Origin of the sequence: Paenibacillus agilis (assembly GCF_007786455.1) — a bacterium.
Taxonomy (GTDB): Bacteria; Bacillota; Bacilli; order Paenibacillales; family Paenibacillaceae; genus Paenibacillus_B; species Paenibacillus_B agilis.
Genome location: NZ_VNJK01000001.1, coordinates 1,179,472 through 1,193,659, shown reverse-complemented (window position 1 = coordinate 1,193,659; position 14,188 = coordinate 1,179,472). Strand labels below are relative to the sequence as shown.

Below are 14,188 nucleotides of genomic sequence, written 5' to 3'. Positions count from 1 at the left end.
TAATTCTAGTATTTCATCATACTCCTTATCCGTATAAACACGTAATTGAACATCGTTGGGACAAGAGCTGGTCGAAAGCAACTTTCCACACTTACAACTGAATTTGGCCATTTATCAACCTTCTCCATTTCTATCTCATTGCTATGCGTAATGTTTCTCTACTTTATCTCTCGTTCTTTCAGCTGTTCCTCAAGCCGCTTCTTATCCTCCAAATACATCTTATGACCTTCTTCCTCGGCTCGTCTCTGCTCCTCTTCACTTAATTGCGGCATATTCCAGATCGGTATTCTAGCGTTTTTAATAGCCTCTTGGATTTTTTGTTCAAAGGACTCCATACTCAGCCCTTCTAATGCTCCTTGAAAATGCTTAACCCCACCGTATTTGTCCGCATCATAGACGACTTCGTTATCGTCATTTATTGCGAATATCCCTTGATAATATCCAACGACTGCATACGCCTCTTGTGTAATTGGACCATCATATTTCACTAAGAAAAGTACATTCTTTGTGTGCGGAGCTGTATTAAGTCCGCCTATTCCAATAATTTTAATGGTTTGACCCGCTAACTTTGGATCGCCCTCTAACACTTTATTGATGTTGATGTCGTTAAGCTGAAAATTCGCCCCTGAAACGTTAACACCTTCCATATTATTCGTCCATTCTGCTTCTACGATAAATTCAGCATCATACGCAAGCTCTTCAAGCGCCATATAATGAGTAGCCACCGAGACCATTCCGTAAAATGGTTGCTGTTCTTCTTTTGGATCTGTGCTATGTTTTTCACCACAAGCAGTCATGGTTGCTACGATTAAAACAAGTAAGATAAAGATCAAGAATCGACTTTTCATCTAGCATCCTACTCCTTGTCTGCAGATAAAGAATTACCTTCTAGGATAAATTGAGTTGCACAAAAATACTACTACTGCATGTTCACATTAAACTTTCAATTCGCTGTACTTCCCTCTTTCTTTTTTCAGAAATTTCTTCACTTATATTGACTTCCATTGCTTATCAAAATGTAGCACTGAAATTAATTGTTCATTGTCCACCAGCTAAGCTTTGTTAAATAAGAATCATCCCTCATTACATATAGCGCCTTCCTTTGACTCTAAAATACAGAAATCTTGTGAAACAAATTCATACAATCCATAGCTATCTAAATAAATTGCAAAATGACACAAATCGTCTATTACCCACTCTGGACTTATCTCCATTAATTCACTGACCCAGTTGGAATTTTCTATTTTTACGAGTTTATCGTAAGTGCCACTAATATATTTAGTGAACTTTTCTGAAGAATGTCGATGAGATACAGTCGAAATAAATTTAATCCCACCGTTAAACACGGTATCGTCTTGTTCTTCATCATAATAATCAAATAATAACACCGCATCTCCTTGTTTATATGCTAGTGACAAGGTTGTACTTATACAACTTGAAGGCACAGGAAAAATCCACTGCTCTACTAATTTCATACCACACTCTCCTTCTGCTACTTTAGACCACTAGGCTCTACTGTTGGTGTTCCCGATGAATTAAGTTTATTTTTTGATAACTGTTGGTTAACATTTTTTGATACATATTACTTTCTGTTCTATTTACTTCTCAATATGAGAAAAACCTTGATTAGCTAAAGTTAATCAAGGTTTTTCATATCATCCAATAAAATCAGCAGTAATTCTATCTACTCTAATTTGTACATTTTGATTATGAAGGTATCCATAATCAAAAAGGAATTCCCTATCAATCTCAAACAATATACCTGCATCAATAGTAGCGCTATCTATATCCAGCATGCCTCTTATCAAATGCGCAAAACCATCTTCAATCTGTTCTACTCCTTTTTCTGCATCCAAGTGCCTGATTATAAATTCATCAAGTATAGTCAATTCAAGCTCAATAGTATATTGTTCACCTTTTCTTATCTCATAGGGACAGTAATTAATAAACGCCACAACTCTTTCTTTATTTATCTCTAAAATAATCTCTTCTTCAATAATTGGGCTTATATCAATCACTTTTGTATGATATTCCAATGAACTCCTCCTCCTTACTTGATAGAATTGATAATCTTATCATATTTATTAATGTTTAGGAGTTTCCATAAATCCTCTCCTCGTTTGACATGATAAGTTGTGACATAACCATTAGCATTAGTTCCTAGCTTGCCCGTTGACCAATCCTGACGCCTAACTAGCTTACCGTCTGCTTTATACAAATAAGAATAGGCAATCTTGGCTTTCCCGTCTGCGCCGACCGACCTTTGAAACTAATCGTTTGTCCGCATCATAATAATAACGGTCCTCACGTTGTTCTCTACACGCTCATAACAGCAGTCCATCCCCTGTATACGTATACGTGACGGGACTATGGTTTTCTGTTACTTTTATTAATCTATTTTTCTTATTACACTCGTACATTTTAAGTGGGTATTACAAAAGGTGACTCCTAATTAGTCATGAAACCATCTCTCAGTACTCACTACTAAGAAATGGTCTCTAGATAATTCTCACAAACCAATTGTTATTTAAATCCACTATATTTATTCCGCATCTTTCAATGTCTCTTGCTTCGCTAATTCTAGAGCAACCGCTAATTTAATTTGACACTGTTTACTTAATCCTTTTAAATATTCCGAAATCGTTTTAGTTATAACAATTGGGGAACTTTCAATGTTATAACGATCTAATTCAATTTCTGCAATAATACAATCGTTAATTAGTATCTTATAAATATCCTCATCCTGCTCAGGTATCCAATCTATAATATAGGCAGTGTTCATTTCTGGGTATGAACTTCTAACTACTTCAAGTAAACTACGTTTCTCTTCATCCTTAAAAAATGACTTATTGGACTTTGTAAGCTGCTTTTTTAATTCTTGTTCCAACTTACTTCCAATTAATTTCATTTTCCGCCCTCTTTTCATTAACTATTTTAGTAAGCCTGGGAATGCTGTTATTAAATTACCATAATCAGTTTTTTTTGCGTTAGCCTTAGGTTTTGCAGATGATACGTTGCTCGGCTTAGATGCTGGGATATTGGATCTAACCTCTCCGTCACCACCGCTAACCCTAGATGCACTCGGAGCACGGCCTCCACCTGCCCCTCCAGAATGGCCGCCACAGTTATGCGTCCAGATTTTCAGATCCGTGACAAAGCAGCTGTGATACCCATTTACTCTAAAATTATACCTTTGTTTGCTCTTTTTTTACTTCAATTCGTTCAATTGCATGTTCATTGCCTTCATTATCGTCAAGCAAGTCACCTACATTAAGGTCTATTGTCTCTACCCAGCCTATATCAGGTACCCAGAACAGATGCTCCTCTGTCGTCACGAACACCTTATCTTTTACCGTGACATGGTACGTTTCTTCCGCTACTCGCTGGAAGGTCTCTTCTACCTCTTTGTAGGCGAGCTCACCTGTTTCTTCGCTCTTAGCTAGAACCTTGTCTCCAACCTCAATGTCTTCAATAGCTTTGTAGCCATCTTCTGTTTGGATCTTGGTTCCCGCGGAAAAGCAGCGCATCTTACAGTTCATTACACCGTATTCGCCGCTTGGATCGTGGTAAATGAAAGGTTGTTCTTTTTTAACTTCTATTCATTCAATGCCCTCATTGTCAACGAGCTTATCGCCTTCCTTGAGATCTCTTGCATCTACCCAACCTATTCCAGGCACCCAGAACGAATGCTCTTCTGTCGTCACGAACGTCGTGTCTTTTACGGTAACGTGATACGTCTCTTCTGCTACTCGTTGGAAGGTATCTTCTACTTCTTTGTACGCAAGCTCACCGATTTCCTCGCTATTAGCTAGAACCTTGTCTCTAACTACGATGTTTTCAAATGTTTTGCAGTCACCTTTCGTTTGGATGTTAGTTCCCCAGAGAAACAACGCATTATACAGTTCGTTAAACCCGCTTCTATAATTGGTTTGCGATAGACAATTGGCTCCCCTGACCATAAAAGAAAAAAACCTTGAACGACTTATAGCCATTCAAGGTTATCTTGATAAGTAATCATATAGAATCAGCTAGAGCGATTAGGTTCATTTACATCTGAATTTATAACGTAAATTGCTTTATTAGGAACCTCATAAACTTCCCCTCCATAAAATTCCTCCCATATCCAAACAAAGAAATCCCTAGCATCTTTTGGAGGATCAAAGGGAGGGAGACAAGATTCAAATACCCTCTCAAAATCTATTTCGGAAGTTGCTAAATAGTAGTTTAATGCTCGTTTTACTTTTTCTTTTTTTACACTATTTAAGCAATTATAATACATTCTTATTTCGTTTCTAATGATTTCTCTATAGTAAATATCATTAGTAGTATCAATATATTTGTATTGCTCTACTGCTTCATCATCATCAGCAAGCCCAGTAATTGGACTTAACAAATCAGTAATAAAATAGGGATTAACTGAAATCAAACATATCACGCCTTTATATTATTTTAATGACTTAAACTAGGGTACATCGTGTAGAGTTTACCGTTTCGGAACACTGCTGTTACATGTGTAGTTTGTACTAAATTACCGCCTCCTTTTTTATAGCCTTCGCCGATAATCCCTCTTGCATCAAAAGTAAAACTAGATTTACCTGTTTGATTGTATATCGTCTCGGCGCGTTGAGCTGCGTTTAATTGTATTTGGTTACTGAGAAACCTTGATGAATCGACTTTTCTTCCTGCAAAGCCATCCGGTGTTGCCCCCGTAGTTGCACGCGTATATTGTTGGTTAAGCGTGGTCTGAGCAGCATGTCTTAAATAGTAATGAGCTTTAGGTGTTCCACTCTCCATCTTAACTAATTGTTTCCCTGCGTTAACTTCTACTTTAGCAGTAAGATTCCCCTTGTTTACACTCGCCTTAGGCTTAGGAAGCTTCACATCAGGCGCTTTAAAATGCCTATAAATCGTACTCGGTCTAAATAGAGGAAGGTCCGTGCTAAAACTTCCCCCTCCACCTGCTCTATAACCGCCGCCTCCTCCGCCTGCTCCCCCAGGAAAGCCGCCACAGTTATGCGTCCAGATCTTCAGGTCCGTTACAAAGTAATTGTGATATCCATTTACTCTAAAATTATAAACCCGTTTGCTCTTTTTTAACTTCAATTCGTTCTATCGCGTATTCATTGCCTTCATTATCGACAAGCAAGTCACCTACTTTGAGATCTCTCGCCTCTACCCAGCCTACTCCTGGCACCCAGAACGGATGCTCCTCTGTCGTCACGAATGTCGTATCTTTTACTGTAACATGATACGTTTCTTCCGCTACACGTTGGAAGGTCTCTTCTACTTCTTTGTAGGCGAGCTCACCTGTTTCCTCGCTCTTAGCCAGAACCTTGTCTCCAACCTGAATGTCTTCAATAGCTTTGTAGCCATCTTCTGTTTGGATCTTGGTTCCCGCAGAGAAACAATGCATAGAACAGGTTTAACACGCCCTTTTCTCCGCTTGAATATTGGTAAATGAGAGAATTATTCTCACATAAAAAAGAAACCTTGAAGGGCAAATGGCCGATCAAGGTTAAAGCATTTAATCTTCTTGTACTTTAATAATCTCTTGAGGAATTGATTCAAAAACCAAAATTTCCGGTCTAGGATAAGGTTTCTTGGCTTTATATTCATCAAGCACCATCATACTATTCCAATACAACTTCACCCAATGTTCTATACTTTCACCTGTGTCAAAATTCAGAGCTTCCTCATCAGTATCTTTTAAATCTTCATAAAATACTTGGTCGTATATTGATAGAGAGATATCTCCATCAAACACAAGAACTTTATCTGTAAATGTAGGAAATGAAAATGACTTAGGTTTATGCAGCTTTAGGTCAACACCAATAGCCTTCTTAAAATCAATCCAACTTGGCAGTCCCGGTGGTCTTAATTGATTAGTTAAACATAACTTTACCTCTCCTCCATTTCCATACCAATAATTTGACTTTGTTAAGTGATTAATTCCATTTTTTAAAACTTCATGAATTGGAACATAATGTTCATGGTCTTCTGGTAAAATTGCATGATATAACATATAAGATATTTAACACTCCTTCTTTTATCTGTTTCTTGGAACATAAGGGAAATGAGAACTACTTCTAGGCTTATCTATGTTGTCAAACACTCTATGACTCCCTGTTGGAGTATGATGCGTACTAATGTTACCATTGTACTCCTTATAGTATTTTGTAATTCTTTGCTTATTCAGATTATTAGGATTACCAGGCCAGTTTGAGTATGCTTTATCTGGATAATTAATGGTATCATACCTTAATCGTCCGACATCAACATTTTCTCCATATTGTGATCTATTTGGTGTAGATGGTTTGCTTGGCTCGTACATGTGCTTTTTAGCATGCTCATTTACAAAATTATTAGGGTCGCTCCCACCACCAGATTTAGTGGGTACTTTATCTCCCGTCCCTTTAGTAGAAGAACTCTTGCTTGAACTCGCACTAGCCTTCGGCTTAGGAAGCTTCACATCCGGCGCTTTAAACGGCCTATAAATCGTACTCGGTCTAAATAGAGGAAGGTCCGTGCTAAAACTTCCCCCTCCACCTGCTCTATAACCGCCTCCGCCTGCTCCCCCAGGAAAGCCGCCGCAGTTATGCGTCCAGATCTTCAGGTCCGTTACAAAGTAGTTGTGATACCCATTTACTCTAAAATTATAAACCTTGGTTTGCTCTTTTTTAACTTCAATTCGTTCTATCGCGTATTCATTGCCTTCATTATCGACGAGTTTATCCCCGACTTTTAGATCTCTCGCCTCTACCCAGCCTACTCCAGGCACCCAGAACGGATGCTCCTCTGTCGTCACGAATGTCGTGTCTTTTACCGTGACATGGTACGTTTCTTCCGCTACTCGCTGGAAGGTCTCTTCTACTTCTTTGTAGGCGAGCTCACCTGTTTCTTCGCTCTTTGCCAGAACCTTGTCTCCAACCTCAATGTCTTCAATAGCTTTATAGCCATCTTCTGTTTGGATCTTGGTTCCCGCGGAAAAGCAGCGCATCTTACAGTTCATTACACCGTATTCTCCACTTGGATCGTGGTACATAAGCGGATTGTTCTCTACATACGTATACAGGTTCAAACTGAGTGGATCATTCAGTTCTCCTTCATACGTATCCTCACTAATAAACCGCCCCATGCTTGGGTCATACCATCTCGATTGTAGATACTGAAGTCCCGTCGTTTTATCCCAATATTCACTCGAATATTTCAAGTTATTCGGAACCGTTTCTCGTTCTTCCAGCGGCTTGCCCCAAATGTCATAGCGATATTCATTGAGCTTATTGCCAGCCTCATCTACCAGAGCTACAACGTCAGCATGTCCATTTAACTGATAATATTGCGGCTTACCTGTTGACCGATCCTGACGTCCAACTAACTTACCATCTACTTCATACAAAAAAGTATAAGTAATGTTGGCTTTCCCATCTGCGCCGACTGTACCTTCTGCAACTAATCGTTTGTCCGCATCATAATAGTAACGGGTTCTAACGTTGTTCTCCACACGCTCGTACAGTAGTCCATCTCCTGTGTATGAATACGTGACTGGACTATGATTGCCTGTAACTTTTATTAATCTATTCTTCTTATCATATTCATACTGCGCTTCCTTAATTGACGGATCTCTATTACTGTCTAGCGTCTGTCGATTATATCTTGCATCATACGAATAGGTCTCGTTGTATTCACTTGATGTTTGAATTTGATTCAGTGGGGTGTACGTAAAGTTCGTGATGTAGTTATTTTCATTGCGGTGTGTAATGTTTTCATTTGCATCATACCCATATTGAAACGTATTTTGTGCTGTTCCGTTTTTGAGATAGGTTAACTGTTTCAGCTTCGTATCTTCGTATTGATATTGCGATACGAAGGCGTCTGCAAAGGTTTGCTTCGCCAGAAGACCATTTGCCAAGCGGTCATATGAAACAATATTTGAAAAATTACCTCTAAATATGTTCAACTGTTTCAGTTGGTTAACATTATCATAAGTACCCCGAACTTTCGAGAAGGTCCATGTTGGCAGCGAAAATTCGTAACCTATTTTTTTATTGAGGTCATAAAGGTTTTCCAGCTTGAAACCATCTGGATACTGGATTGTAGTCAAAAAACCAGAGCTAGGCTGGTACTCATATCTCGTTGTTCCTCTATGATCCGTCATCGTTAGCATTCTACCTTCGGTATCATAGCTGTATTGAACGTTTTCAGTACCTACCGTATTTTGAATTAGCTGATTCATGACATCATAGCGATTATTCGTTTCCGTACCGCTGCGGTCAATATATTTCTCCAGATTGCCGTTTGCATCGTAGTAATACCGCTGTTCCTGGCCTGTCCCATTAATCTTTTTCACGACACGACCGAATTCATCGTATTCTTTCTTGATTTTCTGCTGATTCGCATAGGTAGTTTCGATTAAATTACCAAGAAGATCATAGGAGTAGCTTGTCGTCTGATTCGATGCATCCGTCACCGCAGTTAGTTTACGCGCAGCATCATACTGGAACGAGGTACGGTTGCCATTCCCATCAATTGAAGCAGTGATATCACCTGCGTAGTTATATTCCGTGCGTTCTATCGGTGTATAGTTCTGCTTATTATGAAGCTTTTCTACAAGTACTGCTCTTCCTAGTACATCACTAGTCGTTTTTGTACGGTTCTGATCTGCATCAATAGTAGTCAACGTCAACTTGGCATCGTCATATTCCACACGATCCGATGTCCCATTGGCATAGGTCGTTTGAATCTGACGTCCAAAACCATCGTAGCTGTACGATGTACGATTGCCGTATGCATCGTCTGTCCATTGTAGTTGACTTGTGCGCTCATCATAGCCGTATTTGACCTGACCTAGTCCTTGTGTCTCTCTGATCTTACGTCCAAGCGGATCAAACCATGCTTCAGTCACTTCACCAAGGGTATTCTTCATTTGAACATGGTTGTGTGTGTCGTTATATAAGTAGCTAATCTGACTTTGGTTTGGCATCGTAACTAATGTCGTTCGGCCTAATACATCGTAGGTATAGGATGTCGTTAGCTGCTTACCATCAGTGTACGAAAGCAAGCGTCCTGTAGCTTGGTCATACTTCGCTTTTTCCACAATCGTGGAGACTTGTCCATTTGCATTGGTCACCTTTACTTCTTGCTGCGTTAGAAATCCAGATTGATACTCCGGTCCATATTGATATTTGAATACGGCCGCCGCGTTCAATATACCATTTTTATGGGCATTTACTCTCGTAACATTTCCGAATTCATCATGACTGTATGTGGTATGACTGAGTAATTGACCAAATTCTTTATTCGAATAAATTCGGGAGTCGTGAACAGACCCTTTATTGTTACGAAACACGCGAGTAAACGTCTGTTGGTTCGCATCCACATTTGTCTTAATCGTCTCTGGCAATCCCCATTTGGTATCATACGTGGTCGTCGTGCTAGCTCCAAGATTATTCGTTTCACTGGTTACATTTCCATTCTCATCGTACTGACGGTTTATGATAAGAGATGGACTTTCCACCCCATTGTTTCTTTTCTTGGAAGTAATTTGTGTTGGATGAGGGTTAAAAATATCCGATGTATACGCTTGATTCGTAATATGCTGCACATGCCCTGCTTGTTGTACAGTTTCTACATTTCGGAACGTAAAATCATCATATGCAAATGCTTTATCGTAAGTAGATATAATGATTGAATCCCCGGTTTTAAATATGGTTTTATGTCTACCACCCTTTGAAGAAGCATACGGGTCTGATTCATATTGAATATTCGTTTGATTACTTTCAATTACGGATCCATTAACATATTGAACAACATCTTTTCGATCAACCACTCTATACTGTTCTTGCTTAGAATCATGTCCCAAATGTCGAAGAACTTTATCATAACGGTACTCTGTACGAGCACCTGTTGGATGATGAATTGTTTTTAGTAAAGCGTAGTCATTTCTTTGATTAACTGATTCTGAGGTTACTGAGAATTTAGAAGGAGCAAAGTCGTATGCATAGTGAGTCGTTCTACCCATCGAATTCGTAACAGCCGATAAATATGAGATGCTAGTATCATTTACAGGTAACGTGTTCATATGATAGGTTACAGACTCTCTACCATTCGTAGCCGTAATATTCGAACCATAATTAAGTTGAATGTAATTTCCTAAAGAATCTGTTACTTTTTCTAATCCCGAACCTGAGTGTTGGAAGTTCAAAAAGTTGGAATAGCTATCTTCTACTCGAATCAAAGCACCATATGAATCAAAATAGTACGTTGTGCCTTGTTTCATTTTCAATGCATACGCAGAAATTCGCCAGTCTACTTTTCTACTTGTATCTTTCGTCAACACAGCATCTTTCCAAGGATAGCGCTTAAGCTTAAGATCTTTATCTACTTGGTAGACTCCACCTGCTGGCATACGAATATAAGTTTCATTTCCATCAAACTTCATATAGGCGATATCCCAAGTCCAGCCTTTACCGACTCCTACTCGTGAATCCAAGTCATTTCTTTTAACATCATTATCTATCACGGAAGGATACGGAATATTATAAGACCATACACGCTCGTAATATTTCCCGTCTTTTAACGTTAAAGTGAGATCAATATCGTAGTATGCATCAAACCAGTAAAATGGATTTGTTGTTCGATTGAAACTGCTTGGTGTAAATATTTCATCTGCTTTCTTATCAAGCGGTTCAGATCTACCAGAAAGGTGTGGCACAGAAATTCTTGGGTACTCGAATGTGAAAGTTGGTCCGTATCTCATCACACCCTCATACGAACAATTTTCTGTGAGCTCTCTCCACTTTACTTTAGGATTATTAAGTCCATTAATATATTTGTACACTGGTCCACAAAAATAGGGAACAATATCGGTTACATGATACTCCGTATTCTTTACTGTTTTCTGAAAAAACTCCGCTTCATTACTGTTGTAACTTCTACGCAACGAAAAAGATAATCCATTCCTTCCTGGAATAGATAAATCAGTCGATGATAAGTTCAAGGAGCCATCAACACTTGAAATAGATTCATTTCCTGTTTGAATAGAATAAGGTGCTTGATCTAACTTGGTATTATGTTTTACAAGGCTTAATGCGTCATGAGTAACCGGAGGCAGATTCACACTACTCATCGTATTCATGATTCCATAAACGGAGTCTGTAACGTTCGAATCATCCGCGGATGGATAAGTAACACCAGTAACCGAATTGATATTTCTGCTACTTGCATAGGTTGCATCGGCTACTGTGGGAGGAGCATATTTCTTACCTACACCCGGATATAACTGGTCTAATGTAGCAAACAATGCCGTTGCTTCTGGATTTTGCGCCAAAGCGTTATGGATATGCTGTAACGTGTATCCTTCATTTAACCTTGAGAGAATATCTGAAGGAGATACATTGTATTTCTTAGAAATGTAGTCAATGGTCAGAAGTACCTTATTGTCAGATGTCTGAGTTGAAATAGATGCAGGTGCTGCCGCAGCTGTTATAGCCTGCATGAATAAAGGCGATGTCATTTCTAAAAATAGTAGTAAAGCAAGTAATGCTGATAAATGTCTCATCTTTTTCATCTGCTCACATTCCCCTATTTACATATAGTTAACAACTAAAAATTTTTAGCAAGTATGATGCCGCCAAATATACAGCCTATCTAAGGTCACGGCATTTTTTCAACTTTCAACAAATTTCCTTTTTGATCATAGGTGTACACATAAGTAACTTCTATAGCAACATTGTTAACTACGCGACCAAAAGTCTGTTTAATGAGCTTTCCGTCAGCATCATACACATAGTTCGTCCCACTAATAAGAAAAACAGGGACAGTGTTACTAGCATGAGATCTGTTTTTAAACGTAGTGTCCTCGGCTACGATTGTTATACTATACAATTTTCTAGAAGCATTATTTACAGTAAAGCTGGTGGATTGTGTGGTTCCTAGGAGGGTAGTACCGTCATAAATATAATAGACAACAGGAAAATTACTAGTGGATGCATTCCAATTCATAATCAAGTTTTTGTTGTTCTGAACCTGAACCGTTAGCTGCGAAGGAGCCGTTGGATGGAGGAAAACGTCAATACTTTTTTGATGGACATATGACTGAAATTCATTAAGCTCGACTCTAAACCTATGGGCATCAACTGAAGTTAAATTATTTATTACAATGGAGTTGCTTGATGTGGATGAGACAAATTGGTTTTTAGCATTATATATATTATAATTTGTATTTCTCTGCGGCTTGAGATCAGGTCTGGGTATTTGCCATTGCTTTGATGCCATTATCATCTCACAAGGTGGTTCTACTGGTGGTTCAAACGGCGGTCTACCTGGACGCGGAGTTTCAGGTTCATATGCAGTATCTAACACGACTGTCCAAGATAGTTCAATACTAGTTTTCGATAATTGTCTGTATACAAGTGTATCAATATAACCATTATTTGTAGTGTCGCGAGAACAATAACTAATACTGCTAGTGTTACTTTGAAGCTTTCCTGCTTTTGCAGCAGAAATTGGAATGCCAATAGTACTCAATACTGTAAGGATACAAAAAATCAATGAGCATGTTGAAAAATTGAATTTTTTCACTTTGTACAAACCTCCAAAACATTATTTACTTACGTGTATTTCTTAGAAAGAACACCTCCTCTTCATGTGCTACAAACAGTGGTCTTTACAGGCGAAATACTATTATTATCCAACAAAAGTAAAATCCTGTCAATCGATAACATACAAAAAAAGACATCTTCGCGAAATAACGGGTCAGACTTGTCGTCATCGTCATTTGCAAGATGCCTTCTTTATCATTTTCTACTAACAACCACTCTCAAAAGTAATCGCTAGGGAATTCTATGCATTTGTATATTATCTTCCGTTCTATTCACGAAAGAAGTTCGGCAAGTACTCGCGGTTTGCTTCCAACATCTCATCCAACAGCTTCTTCGCTACTTCAATGGAAGGAACGAGTGGATGATGAACAAGTGCTTGTAATGCAATACCGCGGTCACCTGTAATAGCCGCTTCAATTGTCAGCTGCTCATACACCTTCACCGCATGCATCAAGCCTTTTACATGCTCAGGTACATTACGCGGAGGAAGTGCGATTGGACCTTGTGCCGTAACGACACAGTTAACCTCGATACTAGCATCGGCTGGTAGGAAGTCATAAATGTTACCGTTCGCAACGTTCAACGTTTGAATATCTTTACGATCGTTGTAGATCGAGTTCATCAGATTCACCGCTGCTTCGGAGTAGTAAGCACCGCCGCGTTGTTCCAACTGCTTCGGCTTCTCACGCAAGTTCGGATCTTTGTACAGCTCGAACAACTCTTCTTCTACACGGCTTACGACGTCGGCACGAGTCCCGTTCTTCTCCATCGCTTCCTTCATCTCGTTGAGCATATAATCCGTCATGTAGAAATACTTCAAATAATACGTCGGAATACCACCCAATGACTTCAAGAAATCTGCATCCCAACCTACCGTTGGAACGTTTTTCGCTGTGTATGCCATACCTCCAGACAAGATTTCAGGAAGCTTCTCTTCTCCTTTAACTTGACAGGAAGTTACCCAATGAAGGTGGTTAATACCTACGAACTCTGGCAATACGTCTTTCTCAGATACTTCATACTGCGCAGCCAAGAACTTCTGTACGTTAATTGGAGAGTTACAAAGACCAATCGAGCGAACACGGCTGTACTTTGCTACTGCCTCTGTTACGATACCAGCAGGATTCGTAAAGTTCAGCATCCAAGCATTTGGCGCAAGCTCTTCTATGTCACGGCAAATATCCAAAATGATAGGAACGGTACGAAGCGCTTTAAACATGCCCCCAGGGCCAGTCGTCTCTTGACCGATTACACCGTACGTAATCGGAATATGCTCGTCTTTTTTACGAGCTTCAAGCAATCCGACGCGCATTTGGGTAGATACGAAGTCAGCGCCTTCAATCGCTTGACGACGATCAAGTGTAAGATGAACCTCAATCGGAAGTCCAGACTCCTCTACCATACGTTTTGCTAAGTTTCCTACGATATCTAGCTTGTGCTTGCCTTGCTCAATGTCAACAAGCCATAATTCACGAATCGGCATTTGATCGTAATTGCGAATAAATCCTTCCACGATCTCCGGTGTATACGACGAACCTCCACCAATAACTGCAATCTTCAACCCTGTACGTTGTGTCATCCAGTTCTCC

General features: G+C 39.3%; 13 protein-coding genes. All 13 read right to left on the bottom strand.

Features of this window, described 5'->3' with window-relative positions:
* Positions 1-158: 158 nt before the first annotated feature.
* Positions 159-848, bottom strand: a complete 690-nt coding sequence (locus FPZ44_RS05210) for a hypothetical protein (protein WP_144988030.1) — start codon at positions 846-848, stop codon at positions 159-161.
* 225 nt (positions 849-1,073) lie between these two features.
* Positions 1,074-1,475 carry a hypothetical protein gene (locus FPZ44_RS05205; protein ID WP_144988028.1) on the bottom strand — a complete coding sequence of 134 codons (402 nt, stop codon included), beginning with the start codon at positions 1,473-1,475 and terminating at the stop codon, positions 1,074-1,076.
* A gap of 180 nt (positions 1,476-1,655) precedes the next feature.
* On the bottom strand, positions 1,656-2,036 hold the full coding sequence (locus FPZ44_RS05200) for a hypothetical protein (RefSeq protein WP_144988026.1): 381 nt from the start codon (positions 2,034-2,036) through the stop codon (positions 1,656-1,658).
* 506 nt (positions 2,037-2,542) lie between these two features.
* Complete coding sequence (locus FPZ44_RS05190; protein ID WP_144988022.1) at positions 2,543-2,908, bottom strand: hypothetical protein; 366 nt, start codon at positions 2,906-2,908, stop codon at positions 2,543-2,545.
* Positions 2,909-3,185: 277 nt separating this feature from the next.
* Positions 3,186-3,539, bottom strand: coding sequence for a polymorphic toxin-type HINT domain-containing protein (locus FPZ44_RS05185; protein ID WP_144988020.1), 354 nt, complete (start codon positions 3,537-3,539; stop codon positions 3,186-3,188).
* A 60-nt stretch (positions 3,540-3,599) separates the two neighbouring features.
* Positions 3,600-3,992 (bottom strand): HINT domain-containing protein, encoded by a 393-nt coding sequence (locus FPZ44_RS05180; RefSeq protein WP_261378212.1) that lies wholly within the window; start codon positions 3,990-3,992, stop codon positions 3,600-3,602.
* Positions 3,993-4,024: 32 nt separating this feature from the next.
* Positions 4,025-4,426, bottom strand: a complete 402-nt coding sequence (locus tag FPZ44_RS05175; protein WP_144988018.1) for a hypothetical protein — start codon at positions 4,424-4,426, stop codon at positions 4,025-4,027.
* Between the two features lie 23 nt (positions 4,427-4,449).
* Complete coding sequence (locus FPZ44_RS05170; RefSeq protein ID WP_261378211.1) at positions 4,450-5,103, bottom strand: hypothetical protein; 654 nt, start codon at positions 5,101-5,103, stop codon at positions 4,450-4,452.
* A complete protein-coding gene (locus tag FPZ44_RS26765) occupies positions 5,072-5,413 on the bottom strand; it encodes an HINT domain-containing protein (protein ID WP_261378210.1) in 342 nt (113 codons plus the stop codon). Before FPZ44_RS26765 ends, FPZ44_RS05170 begins: the two co-directional genes overlap by 32 nt.
* Before the next feature lie 111 nt (positions 5,414-5,524).
* Positions 5,525-6,022 carry a DNA polymerase III gene (locus FPZ44_RS26365; RefSeq protein WP_335926087.1) on the bottom strand — a complete coding sequence of 166 codons (498 nt, stop codon included), beginning with the start codon at positions 6,020-6,022 and terminating at the stop codon, positions 5,525-5,527.
* Between the two features lie 24 nt (positions 6,023-6,046).
* The gene (locus FPZ44_RS05160; RefSeq protein ID WP_144988016.1) at positions 6,047-11,566 is read right to left on the bottom strand and encodes a polymorphic toxin-type HINT domain-containing protein; all 5,520 of its coding nucleotides are present in this window, start codon (positions 11,564-11,566) and stop codon (positions 6,047-6,049) included.
* 86 nt (positions 11,567-11,652) lie between these two features.
* Positions 11,653-12,579: a hypothetical protein gene (locus FPZ44_RS05155; RefSeq protein ID WP_144988014.1), complete on the bottom strand. Its 927-nt coding sequence runs from the start codon at positions 12,577-12,579 to the stop codon at positions 11,653-11,655.
* A gap of 288 nt (positions 12,580-12,867) precedes the next feature.
* Positions 12,868-14,178, bottom strand: a complete 1,311-nt coding sequence (locus tag FPZ44_RS05150) for a 6-phospho-beta-glucosidase (RefSeq protein WP_144988012.1) — start codon at positions 14,176-14,178, stop codon at positions 12,868-12,870.
* Positions 14,179-14,188: the final 10 nt, after the last annotated feature.

Bases quoted from the DNA above. Each gene is read 5' to 3' on its own strand.
- FPZ44_RS05150 (WP_144988012.1), bottom strand. From the start codon at position 14,178: ATGACACAACGTACAGGGTTGAAGATTGCAGTTATTGGTGGAGGTTCG.
- FPZ44_RS05210 (WP_144988030.1), bottom strand. From the start codon at position 848: ATGAAAAGTCGATTCTTGATCTTTATCTTACTTGTTTTAATCGTAGCA.
- FPZ44_RS05190 (WP_144988022.1), bottom strand. From the start codon at position 2,908: ATGAAATTAATTGGAAGTAAGTTGGAACAAGAATTAAAAAAGCAGCTT.
- FPZ44_RS26365 (WP_335926087.1), bottom strand. From the start codon at position 6,022: ATGTTATATCATGCAATTTTACCAGAAGACCATGAACATTATGTTCCA.
- FPZ44_RS26765 (WP_261378210.1), bottom strand. From the start codon at position 5,413: ATGCATTGTTTCTCTGCGGGAACCAAGATCCAAACAGAAGATGGCTAC.
- FPZ44_RS05160 (WP_144988016.1), bottom strand. From the start codon at position 11,566: ATGAAAAAGATGAGACATTTATCAGCATTACTTGCTTTACTACTATTT.
- FPZ44_RS05180 (WP_261378212.1), bottom strand. From the start codon at position 3,992: ATGGCTATAAGTCGTTCAAGGTTTTTTTCTTTTATGGTCAGGGGAGCC.
- FPZ44_RS05185 (WP_144988020.1), bottom strand. From the start codon at position 3,539: ATGAACTGTAAGATGCGCTGCTTTTCCGCGGGAACCAAGATCCAAACA.
- FPZ44_RS05205 (WP_144988028.1), bottom strand. From the start codon at position 1,475: ATGAAATTAGTAGAGCAGTGGATTTTTCCTGTGCCTTCAAGTTGTATA.